This is a genomic window from Streptomyces sp. NPDC094032 (assembly GCF_040303965.1).
In the GTDB taxonomy this organism is placed as follows: domain Bacteria; phylum Actinomycetota; class Actinomycetes; order Streptomycetales; family Streptomycetaceae; genus Streptomyces.
Genome location: NZ_JBEOUE010000001.1, coordinates 549832 through 562010 on the forward strand (window position 1 = coordinate 549832; position 12179 = coordinate 562010).

The 12179-nt window shown below is 73.1% G+C and carries 11 protein-coding genes; 5 read left to right on the forward strand and 6 right to left on the reverse strand.

Annotated features, from left to right (window positions below):
• Positions 1-266 precede the first annotated feature (266 nt).
• Together ABTZ54_RS02180 and ABTZ54_RS02185 are read left to right on the forward strand one after the other, a co-directional pair.
• Positions 267-1904: an NAD-dependent epimerase/dehydratase family protein gene (locus ABTZ54_RS02180; RefSeq protein ID WP_351655875.1), complete on the forward strand. Its 1638-nt coding sequence runs from the start codon at positions 267-269 to the stop codon at positions 1902-1904.
• A gap of 59 nt (positions 1905-1963) precedes the next feature.
• A complete protein-coding gene (locus ABTZ54_RS02185) occupies positions 1964-2839 on the forward strand; it encodes a glycosyltransferase family 2 protein (protein WP_351655878.1) in 876 nt (291 codons plus the stop codon).
• 31 nt (positions 2840-2870) lie between these two features.
• Here the strand turns inward: ABTZ54_RS02185 and ABTZ54_RS02190 are convergent, their stop codons facing one another.
• The 5 genes from ABTZ54_RS02190 to ABTZ54_RS02210 form a co-directional block, all read right to left on the reverse strand.
• On the reverse strand, positions 2871-4808 hold the full coding sequence (locus ABTZ54_RS02190; RefSeq protein WP_351655883.1) for an ABC transporter permease: 1938 nt from the start codon (positions 4806-4808) through the stop codon (positions 2871-2873).
• An 87-nt stretch (positions 4809-4895) separates the two neighbouring features.
• The gene (locus tag ABTZ54_RS02195) at positions 4896-5285 is read right to left on the reverse strand and encodes a TOBE domain-containing protein (RefSeq protein ID WP_351655886.1); all 390 of its coding nucleotides are present in this window, start codon (positions 5283-5285) and stop codon (positions 4896-4898) included.
• A 274-nt stretch (positions 5286-5559) separates the two neighbouring features.
• A complete protein-coding gene (locus ABTZ54_RS02200) occupies positions 5560-6882 on the reverse strand; it encodes a DUF1254 domain-containing protein (RefSeq protein ID WP_351655889.1) in 1323 nt (440 codons plus the stop codon).
• A 122-nt stretch (positions 6883-7004) separates the two neighbouring features.
• Positions 7005-7349, reverse strand: coding sequence for a GNAT family N-acetyltransferase (locus ABTZ54_RS02205; RefSeq protein ID WP_351655894.1), 345 nt, complete (start codon positions 7347-7349; stop codon positions 7005-7007).
• Positions 7350-7397: 48 nt separating this feature from the next.
• Entirely contained in the window at positions 7398-8324 is a 927-nt protein-coding gene (locus ABTZ54_RS02210) for a pirin family protein (protein ID WP_351655898.1), read from the reverse strand.
• A 96-nt stretch (positions 8325-8420) separates the two neighbouring features.
• Between ABTZ54_RS02210 and ABTZ54_RS02215 the strand changes: the two genes are divergently transcribed.
• Entirely contained in the window at positions 8421-8924 is a 504-nt protein-coding gene (locus ABTZ54_RS02215; protein ID WP_351655901.1) for a carboxymuconolactone decarboxylase family protein, read from the forward strand.
• A 6-nt stretch (positions 8925-8930) separates the two neighbouring features.
• On the opposite strand, the gene ABTZ54_RS02220 is transcribed toward ABTZ54_RS02215, so the two are convergent.
• Entirely contained in the window at positions 8931-9725 is a 795-nt protein-coding gene (locus ABTZ54_RS02220) for a MerR family transcriptional regulator (RefSeq protein ID WP_351655904.1), read from the reverse strand.
• A gap of 201 nt (positions 9726-9926) precedes the next feature.
• Here ABTZ54_RS02220 and ABTZ54_RS02225 point away from each other — a divergent pair, with 201 nt between their 5' ends.
• The gene (locus ABTZ54_RS02225) at positions 9927-11165 is read left to right on the forward strand and encodes a serine hydrolase domain-containing protein (protein WP_351655908.1); all 1239 of its coding nucleotides are present in this window, start codon (positions 9927-9929) and stop codon (positions 11163-11165) included.
• Between the two features lie 137 nt (positions 11166-11302).
• A complete protein-coding gene (locus tag ABTZ54_RS02230; protein ID WP_351655913.1) occupies positions 11303-12172 on the forward strand; it encodes a D-alanyl-D-alanine carboxypeptidase family protein in 870 nt (289 codons plus the stop codon).
• Positions 12173-12179 lie beyond the last annotated feature (7 nt).

The window sequence follows — 12179 nt, forward strand, 5'->3', positions numbered from 1 at the left end:
GAGGCCGGCCCCAGGCGCGTCAGGTCAGCATCCGTGGCACTTCCGTCACTCCGCCAGAGGGCGGATTCGGCACTCTTGCGAGGCTTTCGCGGCCTCCGTACTGTCCGGATCCGGCGGTCCCGACCGCACCGCGGCGCGGCCGGAGGACGGTCGGAGCCGTTCGAGCACCCCCCGTTTCCCACCGGAAGAGGAGAGACCGCGTGACGCGTCATCGGCTCAGCGGGGTCGTCATGACCCACCCCAAGCGCCGTCGATCCGCTGAGAGGATGGCTCTCGCGGCGCCCGAGGGCGCCCTGCGCGTGGTGATGGACCCGGACCCCACGGGCACCCCCTCGGTGCTGCGCACGGCGCTCGCCGCCTGGGACGCGATCGAGGACGGTGCCACGCATCAACTGGTGGTCCAGGACGACATGATGTTGTCCGAAACGTTCTTCGAGCGGGTCCGGCTCGCGGTCGACGCGATGCCCGACGCCGCCCTGGCCCTGTTCGCCCTGTGGGACTCCCGCAACGGCGCCGCCGTCCGCTTCGGCGCCCTCGCGGGCGCCCGCTGGGTGGGCGCGGTCAACGAGTACTTCCCGTGCGTCGCGATCGTGCTGCCCCGGGCCGTCGCCGAGGGGTTCGTCGGCTACGGCCGCGCGCGGCTCGGCGGCTGGCCCGACGACATCCTCATGCACCGCTACCTGAAGGAGAACCGCGTCCCCCGCTACGTCTCCGTCCCCAGCCTCGCCGAGCACGAGGACCGCGGCTCCCTCTCGGGCAACGCCTTCCGGGGGCCGCGCCGTTCGGTCTGCTTCCTGCCCGGCGACCGGCCCGGCGACGAGGGGGACCGGCTGACCGGCCTCGATGTGCTGCCCTTCTTCAAGAACGGCGTCGCCCGCTGCGCGGTCCGGGTCGCCGGACCCGGCCCCGAACGATGGCTGCACATGGACGCCGAGCAGTACCTGCGCGGCCAGGGCCTGCCCGGCTCGCTGCTCGTCCCGCCCGGAACCGAGCGCGACGCCCCGGACGTCAGGGGCACCTGGCTGACCGCCCTCGCCATGGGCCACGAGGCCGCCCGGCGCGGCCTGGACGCCCCGGACCCCGGACCGGTGCCGCGCGCCGAGGTGTACGCGGAGGCCATGGCGACGATCGGCCCCGGCGGCATCAGCGACACCAGCACCGAGGAGCGGATCGCCGCCCGCCGCGAGAGCCTCGCGGCCGTGGCCCACCGGGCCCTGGCGGCGGGCCGCGAGGCGGCAGGGCGGACGCCGACACCGCTGTCGGGGAAGGCGCCGTCCCGTCGGGGCGGTGGGCTCGTCGTGCGGGGTGGGGCGACGCCGCTCGGCGAGCACCTCGCGCGCCGCCTGGCCGACCTGACGGACCTGACCGGGTCCGGGGCCCCGGACGCCGTCGTCGACCTGACCGGCCTGCGCTTCGGCTCCCCCGTGCGGGCGCTGACAGTCCGGCCGGGCGGGGCGGCACGCCCGTACGTCCTCAGGGTGGGCGAGGTGTATGGGCCCGGCTGCTCCCGGCACACCCTCGTCGGCCGCATGGTGTGGGACGCCCTGCGCAGCCGGCCCGTGGTCGTGGCGGGCGACGGGGACGCCGAGGTGTACCCCGTGTACGTGGACGATCTCGCCGACGCGGTGGCGGCGGTGCTCCGGGACCGGCCCGATGCCCGCACCCTGACCGTCGCGGCGGAGAAGCCGTGCACGGTGGGGGAGTTGGCGCGGGCGGTGCACGCGTCCGTCCGCCCCGTACCCGTACGGGAGGAGCCGTCGGCGCCCGGTCCCCGGGAGCCGGGGCCCGGTTTCGCCGACGGCCCCCGCCCGCCCGCGTGGACGCCGGCGACGGGCGCGGCGAAGGGGCTGCACGCGTTCGCGCAGTGGCTGGCGTACGAGGGAACGCTCCTGAGCGCCGATTGAGGGGCGGGACGCGGGCGGCGTTAGCATCGGCACGTCGTCGACAACTGGAGTTCACCGTCATGCCTTTGCCGCGCATCGGAGTCGTCATCGTCACCATGGGCAACCGCCCGCGGGAGCTGGAGGCGCTGCTCGCTTCGGTGGAGAAGCAGGACGTCCCCGCGACCCGGGTGGTCCTGGTGGGCAACGCGACCCCGCTGACCGACGTCATGACGGACGCGACGAAGATCCCGCTGACCGAGAACCTGGGCTGCCCCGGCGGCCGCAACGTCGGCCTGGAACTCCTGCGCGACTCCGGTGAGGTGGACGTCGTCGTCGAACTGGACGACGACGGCCTGCTCATCGCCGACGACGTCTTCCGCACGGTCCAGCGGCTCTTCGCGGAGGACCCGAAGCTGGGCGTCATCGGCTTCCGGGTCGCCGACGAGCACGGCCACACCGAGCGGCGCTGGGTGCCCCGGCTGCGCGCGGACGACCCGATGCGCGGCGGTCCGGTGACCGCCTTCCTCGGCGGAGGGCACGCCTTCTCGATGTCGATGCTCCGTCAGACCGGCCTGTGGGCGGGGGAGTTCTTCTTCGGGCATGAGGAGTCCGACCTCGCCTGGCGCGCCCTGGACCACGGCTGGAAGATCGTCTACGAGCCGTCGCTCGTCCTCCAGCACCCGAAGACCTCCCCGGCCCGGCACGCGACCCACTACCGCTACACCGCCCGCAACCGCGTATGGCTGGCCCGCCGCCGCCTCCCGGTCCCGCTGATCCCGGTCTACCTCGGCGTCTGGACCCTCATCACCCATCTGCGCACCCGGCAGGCCGTGGGCCTCAAGGCTTGGTGGGGCGGCTTCTTCGAGGGCGTGCGGACCCCGTGCGGCCCGCGTGCGGCGATGCGCTGGAGCACGGTCTGGCGCATGACCCGACTGGGCCGGCCGCCGATCCTCTGACCACGCGCGAAGGCGCGCACCCCCGTGGGCGTCAGAGGGTGACGACGGTCGTCTCCGTCGCCTTGACGCCGACCCAGACGGGAACGCCCTCCGCGAGGCCGAGCTCGGCCGCCGACCGAGGGGTGATCTCGGCGACGAGGTCCGGCGCCCGGTCGGACGTCACCAGGACCCGCAGCCTGCTGCCGCTCGCCGTGATCTCGCGTACGGTCCCGGGCCAGACGTTACGGGGGCTGCCGGCGGGCTTCTCCAGATGCAGGGAGACCGCCTCGGGCGCGACGATCGCCAGCGCCGGGGTGCCGACGGGCGGCGGCTCGGCCGCGACCAGGGTTCCGCCCCCGTCGAGCGCGAGCCCGTCGGCGGTGGCGGTGCCGGGCCAGGCGTTGCGGCCGAGCATCCGGGCGACCCAGGGGGAACGGGGGTGGCGGGTGACCTCGGCCGGAGCGGCGTCCTGAAGGGCGCGCCCGTCCTCCAGGACCAGGACGCGGTCGGCGAGGGAGACGGCCTCCACCGGGTCGTGCGTGACGATCAGGCAGACGCCGCCGAACCCGGTGAGATGGGTGCGCAGGGTGTGCCGTACATGCGCCCGGGTGGTCTGGTCCAGGGCGGCGAGGGGCTCGTCGAGGACGAGGAGCCGGGGGCGGGCGGCCAGGGCGCGGGCCAGGGCGACGCGTTGGGCCTGACCGCCCGAGAGCTGGGCGGGACGGCGCTGGGCCAGATGGCCGACGCCGAGGCGGTCGAGCCAGCTCTGCGCCTCGCGGCGGGCCTCCGCGCGCGGGACGCCCTGGGCGCGCAGCCCGTACGCGGTGTTGGCGAGCGCGGTCAGATGCGGGAAGAGGGCGCCGTCCTGCGGGACCCAGGCGACCCGCCGCTGGTGCGGGGGCAGGGCCGTGACGTCGGTGCCGCCGAGCGTGAGGTCGGCGTGGGCGCGCGGGGTCAGGCCCAGGAGCGCGCGGAGCAGGGTGGTCTTGCCGGCCCCGTTCGGGCCCACGACGGCGATGGTGGTGCCGGGTTCGGCGTCGAGGGTGAGGTGCGTGTAGCCGGTGACCTCGGCGTGCAGCGCCCAGCGTGCGTCCGAGGGGGCGGGGCGCGGCTCTTCTGCCACCGGCGGGCCGGTGGGGGCGGCGTCCGCGTCGGGCGCGGGAGCCGTGTGGCGGACCCGGCCCGTCGGGGTGCCCGTCCAGCGCCCCCGGAGGGCGATCAGCACGGTCATGGCGATGGCGAGGAGCAGCAGCGAGACCGAGGTCGCGGCCTCGGGCTCGTCCTGGAGGAGCAGATAGACCTGGAGCGGGAGGGTCTGGGTGGTGCCGGGCAGGTTGCCGGCGAAGGTGATGGTGGCGCCGAACTCACCGAGCGCCCGCGCCCAGGTCAGCGCGGCCCCGGCGACGACCCCGGGCGCCACCATCGGCAGTGTGACGGTGAAGAAGACCCGGACCGGTGAGGCGCCGAGCGAGGCCGCCGTCTCCTCGTACCGGGGCCGCAGACCGCCCAGTGCGCCTTCCAGGCTGATGACCAGGAACGGCATGGCGACGAAGGTGGCCGCCAGGACGGCGCCGGAGGTGTGGAACGGCAGCGTGATGCCGAAGGCCGACTCCAGCCAGGGCCCGAGCAGTCCGCGCCGCCCGAACGCGAGGAGCAGCGCGACACCGCCGACGGTCGGCGGGAGCACCATCGGCAGCAGCACCAGTGAGCGCACGAACGCCTTGCCCCGGAAGGGCACCCGGGCCAGCAGCCAGGCGAGCGGCACCCCGAGCAGGAGCGAGAGCCCGAGCGCCCAGAAGGAGACCAGGAGGGACAGCCGCAGGGCCTCGACGGTGCCCGGCGCGGTGAGATGCGCGGCGAGCTCGCTCCACTCGGTCCTGACGAGGATGCCGATGAGGGGGAGACAGAGGAAGGCCACGGCCACCAGCGCGGGCAGCGCGAGCAGGAGAGGCGGACGGGCGCCGGACGTACGGCGGCCTGATCGTTTCATCGATGATCCCGGAGACATGGGGGCGGAAGCGCGGGGAGAGGGCCGCCCGCGCCGACGGGCACGCTGCCCCGGTACGCGTGAGGGCGGTCAGGTGCGGTCGATGTGCACGCTGGTCGACTTCACGCGGGCGGTGGCCCGCATGCCGACCTCAAGACCCAGCTCCTCCACGGCCTCACGGGTGAGCAGGGAGACCAGCCGGTGCGGTCCGGCCTGGATCGTCACCTGGGCCGCGATGTCGCCCAGCTTGATCGCCGTGACGATGCCCGGGAAGGCATTGCGCGCCGAGGTGTACGACGCGTCCTCGTCGTCGCCCTGGGCGATCTCCACGGAGAACGCGGCCAGCGACTTCCCGTCGATCACACGCCGGCCACTCTCGTCGCGGTGCGTCGCGACCCGCCCGGCGTCGGCCCAGCGCCGCGCGGTGTCCGGGCTCACGCCCAGCAGACGCGCGGCCTGCCCGATGGTGTAGGACTGCATGCCCGACACCGTAGGGCGCGCGGGCTCGCATCTGCAAGAAAGCTGTACGACCCTCCATCGCGAATGAGAGCGTGCTTGGAGGAACGGCCGAGCCGCGGGCCGCTAAGCCCAGGGCTGGATGTCGGGCAGCACCCAGGAGCCGTCGGGGGCGGACGACCGCCTGGAACGCGCGGTGCTAGAGGGCCTGCTCGTCGATCGGGTCCATGAGCTCGCTCCTGTGCCGCCGTCGTCGTGCGGGTCGGGTTCGCCGGGTCCGTCCGGGGGCCGGGTCCGGTCAGTCGGCGGGGAGCAGGCTCGGGGGCTGCCAGGTGCCGGAGACGGCCGAGTCCTGTGGGGCGTACAGGCGCATGGTGAGGCTGAAGGCGCCGTCGGCGGGGATGGGCAGCCAGTTGGTCGCGCTGAGGGGGCTGTCGGGGGCGTCGGTCTGGATGAGGAGGACGATGTCCTGGCTGCCGGGGGCGGGGGCCGGGGTGGAGCGGTGCCCGATGGAGTAGATCTGCGCGGCGTTGTCGATGAGGTATCCGTCGGCGTCGTAGGCGGTCAGCGACCAGAAGGCGTCGACGGGCGGGGTCTGGCCGGCGGGGAAGGTGAGGGTGTAGGCGCGGTGGCCGTCGCGCTGGTCGGCGCTGACGCCGGTGCTGGGGTAGAGGGCGTCCTGGGGGAGGTTGGCGCCCAGGGCGGTCATGGCGATGTAGGCGCGCTGCTCGTAGTGGACGCCGTATCTGCCGATGTCGGTGGTCTCGAAGCGCCAGCCGTTGACGGGGTCGGTGCCGGTGTGGCCCTGTATGCGGCTCAGTCCGGTCTGCTTGGCGGCGTCCAGGTCCGCGTCGGAGAGGGCGTCGACATTGCCGCCGGGAACGATGCCGATGGTGGCGAACTCGGCCAGGACGGGGGCGTCTTCGGGCCTTTCCGGAGTGCCGGCGAGCAGGGTGCACAGGCGGTCGAGGAAGTCGCGTCCGCTGAGGGCGGCGATCTGCTCGGCGGGCGGGGTGACCATGTCGACGTCGGTGACGGTCCCTGCGGCAGGGACGTAGTGGCCGTGCTGCCAGGCGCTCAGGGGGAGGAGTTCGAGCTGCTTCTGAAGGGCCTGGACGTCGGCCAGGTCGCTGTCGCTGCGCACCTCGATGCGCCCGATGATCCAGGCGGTGTCGGCGGGCATCGGCAGGTGCGTGAGGCCGTCGGGCAGCGGAGTGTCCTGCGCGGACCAGTCGGGGCCGGTCAGCACGTACGTGAGGGAGCCTTCGGGGCGGACGCTGCTGGGGTCGTGGACGGTGTTGGTCCAGTCGTCGAGGATCTGCATCAGCCAGTACCGGTCGCCCATCGACGGCACGGACAGCACCAGCGGTTCGGGGCCGAGGTCGAGCCAGGCCTGGGAGTACAGGGTGTCCAGGTTGGCGCGTACGACGGTCCTGTCCTCGGGAGTGGCCAGATGCTCGTAGTTGCAGAACTGGTTGGTCGGGGCCAGGCCATGGTCCGGGTCGGGGTCGACGGTGTTGGTCTGCACCTGGCGGGTGAGGTCCATCAGGAGCAGCGGGTAGCCGAAGACGTAGGCCTCGCCTGCGATGGCCTGCACATCCGGATCCGTGGGAGTGGTCACGTTGGGTGCCCTTCCGTTCATGTTGAGTGATCAATCACGGACCCTAGAGCCGGCCACGGGATGTGACAGCGCCAAAACCGGCCGTCATGTGCCGGGCGGAATCAGGCGGCACGGGGCGGGTGTCAGTGGCGCAGCTGGGTTTCCAGCCAGGAAAGGACCTCGGGGGTCACCGGGTCGGTGATGTCGGCGAACTCCTCGTGCTTCTTGAGGAACTTGGCCACGTACGGGCAGACCGGGACGATCCGCATCCCGGCGGCGCGGACGTCGGTCAGGGCCTGCTCGACCAGGATCGAGGCGAGGCCCTGGCCCGCGTAGGCGTCGTCGACCTCGGTGTGGAAGAACACCCGGCGGTCGTCGCGGTCGCGGTACGCGGTCAGGCCTGCGCGCTGGTCCGCGACGAGGATCTCGTAGCGGTGGCGGGCGTCGACGCGGCGGACGACGGGGGTGGTGGCGGTCTGCTCGCTCATGGGGGTCGGTCCTTCCTGGGGGCTTGTCGCGGTGCGGGGGCCGGGGGGTCAGGCGTGCGGCTTCGGGTTCCTGCGGGGGGTGAGTACGGCGTTCGGGAGGGCCGGGGCAGGGAGGCGGTCGCCGGGGTAGCCGGTCACCTCGCCGAAGCGGTCGGAGGCCCGCTCCCACTCCTCCCGCGCCGTCACGATGTCCTGGTGGTCGCGCCCGATGAAGTTCCACCACATCACGATCTCCTCCCCGAACGGCGGGCCGCCGAGCAGGACCGTGCGGGCCGCGCGGCCGGAGGAGTTGGTGAGGGTGACCGTGGTGCGCCCGGGGGCGGCGTAGCCGAGTTCGGCGGGGCGCAGGGCGGTGCCGTCGAGGCGGACGTCGCCCTCGTCGACGAGCAGACCGTGCTCGAAGGCCGGGTCGACGTCGAGGGTGACGGTGGCTCCGGCGTCGATCAGGATCTCGGCTCCGAGGAGCGGGGTGAAGGTGGTGACGGGGGAGGTGTCTCCCGCCAGCGTGCCCAGGAAGACCCGGAGCTCGGCCCCGTCGACGCGGAACGGCTTCGGCGCGTGGTGCTGGAAGGCGCGCGGGGCGTGGCGGTGCGCGTCGGGCAGGGCCACCCAGAGCTGGACGCCGTGCAGGACCGTCGTGCCGGGGGTGGAGACCTCGGTGTGGGCGATGCCGTGGCCACCGGTCATCAGATTGATCTCGCCGGGCCGTACGAAGGCGTGGGTGCCGAGGCTGTCGCGGTGCTCGATCTCGCCGCTGAAGAGCCAGCTGACCGTCTGCAGGCCGGTGTGCGGGTGCGGGGCCACGTCCATGCCGCCGGACGCGGCCACCTGGTCGGGGCCGTAGTGGTCGGCGAAGCACCAGGCGCCGATGAGCGTCCGGGCCCGCTGCGGCAGGGTGCGGCGTACGGTCATGGCGCGCGGCCCGCCCAGCGGGACGTCCCGGGCCGTGAGGACCTCGACCTCCGTGTGATCCATTGCCCTGGCCTTCCTCACCATGTAGTTTCGTTTTCAACAATAATGGGTGATCATAGCCGTGACGGCAACCCACGACAACAGGCGAAGGAGCACAGCGTGACCGAGACGTCCCAGACCACGGCCGCGGCCCGCCGGGCGAACGGCCGGATCTACCTCGACAAGCAGAGCCCCGCCGCGTACCGGGCCCTGGTGGCCACCGCCGAGACCGTCCGCGCGACGGCGGCCGAGGCCGGCCTCGACCGGATCCTGGTCGAACTGGTCAACCTGCGCGTGTCCCAGCTCAACGGCTGCGCCTCCTGCCTCGACGCGCACACCCGGGGCGCGCTGCGCGCCGGGGAGACCACGCGCCGCCTCGGCGTGCTCGCCGCCTGGCGCGACACCGAACTCTTCACCGCCCGCGAACGCGCGGCCCTCGCCCTGGCCGAGGCCACCACCCATCCCGCCGACGCCCTCGCCCAGGAGCGGGCGTACGCGGAGGCGGAGGCGGTCTTCGACGACGACGAGCTCTCCGCCGTGCTCTGGGTGGCCGTCACCATCAACGCCTTCAACCGCGTCTCGATCCTCAGCAAGCACCCGGTCCGGGACGTCCCCGGCCACTGAGAGCCGTCAGGACCGCGACCGCGACGGCGGCAGGTCGACGCCCGCAGCCCGCAGCCGGGCCTCGACCAGCGCGTTCAGGCGGGCGACGGCCGGTGCCCGCTCCTCGCCGTGGTGGTCGATCAGTTCATAGCGGGAGGCGGACTCGGACCTGCTCGTGGACCGGGCGGCTGGCATCGCCAGGAGCGCGCGGTCGGCGAGCAGCTTGGCGGCCAGCGCGGCCGCCAGCTCCTCGACCCGGGGGTCGTCGGGGTCCCAGGAGGCCGCCTCCGCGCCCCGCTTCGTCAGCTCGACGTGCTCCGGGTCGTCGAGCGCGCGCCCGAGCCGGGCCAGGAACGCGTCGAAGAGCTCCGGCATCGACGCCCGCGCCAGCACCAGGGCTTCGCGCTGCGCCGCCACGTAGTCGGGGCCGAAGCCGAGCTCGTTGAGCCGCTCAAGCACCGCGACGGCCCGCTCGGGCAGCAGCACCCGGTCGCCGTCGCCGGCCAGCCGGCGCAGGGTGTCGCGGCGCCCGACCAGCTCCTCGATCCGTTCGGCGAGCCTGCGGTCGACGTCCTCCAGGGCCTCGGCGAACCGCTCGGGGCCCGCGTCGAGCAGCTCGCCGACCTCGGCCAGCGGCACCCCGGCGGCGGCCAGCGTCCGGGCCCGGACCAGCCGGAGCAGATCGGCCGACCGGTAACGCCGGTAGCCGGAGCCGTCCCGGGCCGGCTCGGCGACCAGGCCCAGCCGGTGATAGTGCCGCACGGTCTTGACCGTGACGCCGACGAATGCCGCCGCCCGACCGATCGTCAGCCCGTCTGTCATCGGCGCGGAGCCCCCCCGGATCGTGACCGGCCGCCCCGGCGCTCACGGTGAGGCCATGGTCCCGGACGATCATCGGGCCGAGCGTAGCGCGTGCCCCTTCGACGCCCCGCGAGCGACGTTGACCTTGACCTCGGGTCAGGGTGCAGGGTTCATCGCACGGCCCCGGTAGGCGGCCGGACACCGATGAAGAGGAGCTCCCTCATGGGAACGGGCACTGGCGGCGACAAGGGTTTCTCCGAAGCCGGACTGCGCAGGCTGCGCGAGGTCCTGACGCGGCATGTCGACTCCGGGCGGATCCCCGGACTCGTCGCCCTCGTCGGCCGCGGCGCTCACACCCACGTCGAGGCGATCGGCACGATGCGCCACGACGGCGGCGCGCCGATGCGCCGGGACACCATCTTCCGGATGGCGTCCACGTCCAAGCCGGTCACGATGGCGGCGGCGATGGTCCTGCTCGACGAGTGCCGGCTGCGGCTGGACGACCCGGTGGACCCCTGGCTGCCCGAACTCGCGGACCGGCGGGTCCTGAAGAGGCCCGACGGCCCGCTGGACGACACCGTCCCGGCCCTGCGGCAGATCACCGTACGCGATCTGCTGACCTCCACGTTCGGACTCGGGCTCGACTTCGATCTGATGGACTCGCCGATCAGGGCCGCGACCTTCGAGCGCCTCGACTACAGCGTGGCGTCCGGGCCCGCGCCCGAGCCGGACGAGTGGATGCGGCGCCTCGGCGAGCTGCCGCTCTCCTACCAGCCCGGCGAGCGGTGGCAGTACGACCTCAGCAACGAGGTGGTCGGGGTGCTGGTCGCGAGGGTCACCGGCCGCCCGCTGGAGACCTTCCTGCGCGAACGCGTCCTCGATCCGCTGGGCATGCGCGACACGGGCTTCCATGTGCCCGCGGGCAAGATCGACCGACTGCCGCCGCTGTACGGACCCGACCCGGCGACCGGCGCCTTCCACGTCTGGGACGAGCCGGTGGGCGGCCGGTCGAGCGAGCTGCCGGTCTTCCAGGGAGCGGGCGGCGGTCTGGTCTCCACCGTCGACGACTACCACGCCTACTTCCGGATGCTGCTCGCCCACGGGACGCACGAGGGCGAACGGATCCTGTCCAGGCCCGCCGTCGAGCTGATGACGACCGATCACCTCACGCCGGGGCAGCGGGCAGGACGGGACGCGATGTACGGGCGGATCGCCGCCCTGACGGTCGGCCAGGGGACGCAGGGCGGCTGGGGCTTCGGAATGGCGGTACGCACCACCCGCCGCGACTACGCCCCGCTCGGCCAGTTCGGCTGGGACGGCGGCACCGGCACCAGCGCCTACGCCGACCCGGGCAGCGGGCTCACGGGCGTCCTGCTCACCCAGGTGGGGATGTCGACGCCCGATTCGCCCCGGCTCATCCACGACTTCTGGACCACCCTCCACCAGGCCCTCGCCGATTAATGCGAGCTAGGTCACGCCCCCCGCCGTGCATCCCTGGGAGCCGCTCGTGCATCTTGTGTGCGCGAGGTCCGTGCGGACCCCGCGCGAACAACGACTCCTAGCAAGGGCAGACCATTTTGATATCCACCACTCTGGGCGTGCGTCGTGCCGTGACCGTCGCGGTCACGACCTCCGCCGTCCTGGCCGGCGGCCTCTTCGCCGGCCAGGCGCAGGCCGCGACGCCGCCCGCCCCGTCCATCACCGCCCCCGGCGGCTTCGTGATGAACAACGGGACCGGTGCGGCGCTGTTCGGCAAGGCCGCGGACACCCGCCGGTCGACCGGCTCCACCACGAAGATCATGACCGCGAAGGTGGTGCTGGCCCAGCGCGGCCTGAACCTCGACACCAAGGTCACGATCGACAAGGCGTACAGCGACTACATCGTCTCCAAGAACGCCTCCTCGGCCCGGCTCATCGTCGGCGACAAGGTGACCGTCCGACAGCTCCTCTACGGCCTGATGCTGCCGTCGGGGTGCGACGCCGCCTACGCGCTGGCCGACAAGTTCGGCACCGGCACCACGCGCGCGGCCCGGGTGAAGTCGTTCATCGGCAAGATGAACGACGAGGCCCGCAAGCTGGGCATGAAGAACACGCGCTTCGACTCCTTCGACGGCATCAGCAACGGGACGAACTACTCGACCCCGCGCGACCTGACGAAGCTGGCGAGCAGCGCGATGACGAACTCCACGTTCCGTACCATCGTCAAGACCAAGTCCACGACGCAGAAGGTCACCACCAAGAGCGGTGGCTACCGGAACATGTCCTGGACCAACACGAACAAGCTGCTGAGCACCTACAGCGGCGCGATCGGCGTGAAGACCGGCTCGGGCCCGCAGGCCAAGTACTGCCTCGTCTTCGCCGCCACCCGCGGCAACAAGACGGTCATCGGCGCGGTACTCGGCGCGCCGACCGAGGCCAACCGGGCGGCCGACGTGAAGAAGCTGCTGGACTACGGCTTCGCCAAGTAGCACCACC

Coding starts and splice junctions, on each gene's coding strand:
- ABTZ54_RS02205 (WP_351655894.1), bottom strand. CDS start 7,349: ATGAGCGAGCAGACCGCCACCACCCCCGTCGTCCGCCGCGTCGACGCC.
- ABTZ54_RS02195 (WP_351655886.1), bottom strand. CDS start 5,285: ATGCAGTCCTACACCATCGGGCAGGCCGCGCGTCTGCTGGGCGTGAGC.
- ABTZ54_RS02180 (WP_351655875.1), top strand. CDS start 267: ATGGCTCTCGCGGCGCCCGAGGGCGCCCTGCGCGTGGTGATGGACCCG.
- ABTZ54_RS02210 (WP_351655898.1), bottom strand. CDS start 8,324: ATGGATCACACGGAGGTCGAGGTCCTCACGGCCCGGGACGTCCCGCTG.
- ABTZ54_RS02185 (WP_351655878.1), top strand. CDS start 1,964: ATGCCTTTGCCGCGCATCGGAGTCGTCATCGTCACCATGGGCAACCGC.
- ABTZ54_RS02225 (WP_351655908.1), top strand. CDS start 9,927: ATGGGAACGGGCACTGGCGGCGACAAGGGTTTCTCCGAAGCCGGACTG.
- ABTZ54_RS02190 (WP_351655883.1), bottom strand. CDS start 4,808: ATGAAACGATCAGGCCGCCGTACGTCCGGCGCCCGTCCGCCTCTCCTG.
- ABTZ54_RS02220 (WP_351655904.1), bottom strand. CDS start 9,725: ATGACAGACGGGCTGACGATCGGTCGGGCGGCGGCATTCGTCGGCGTC.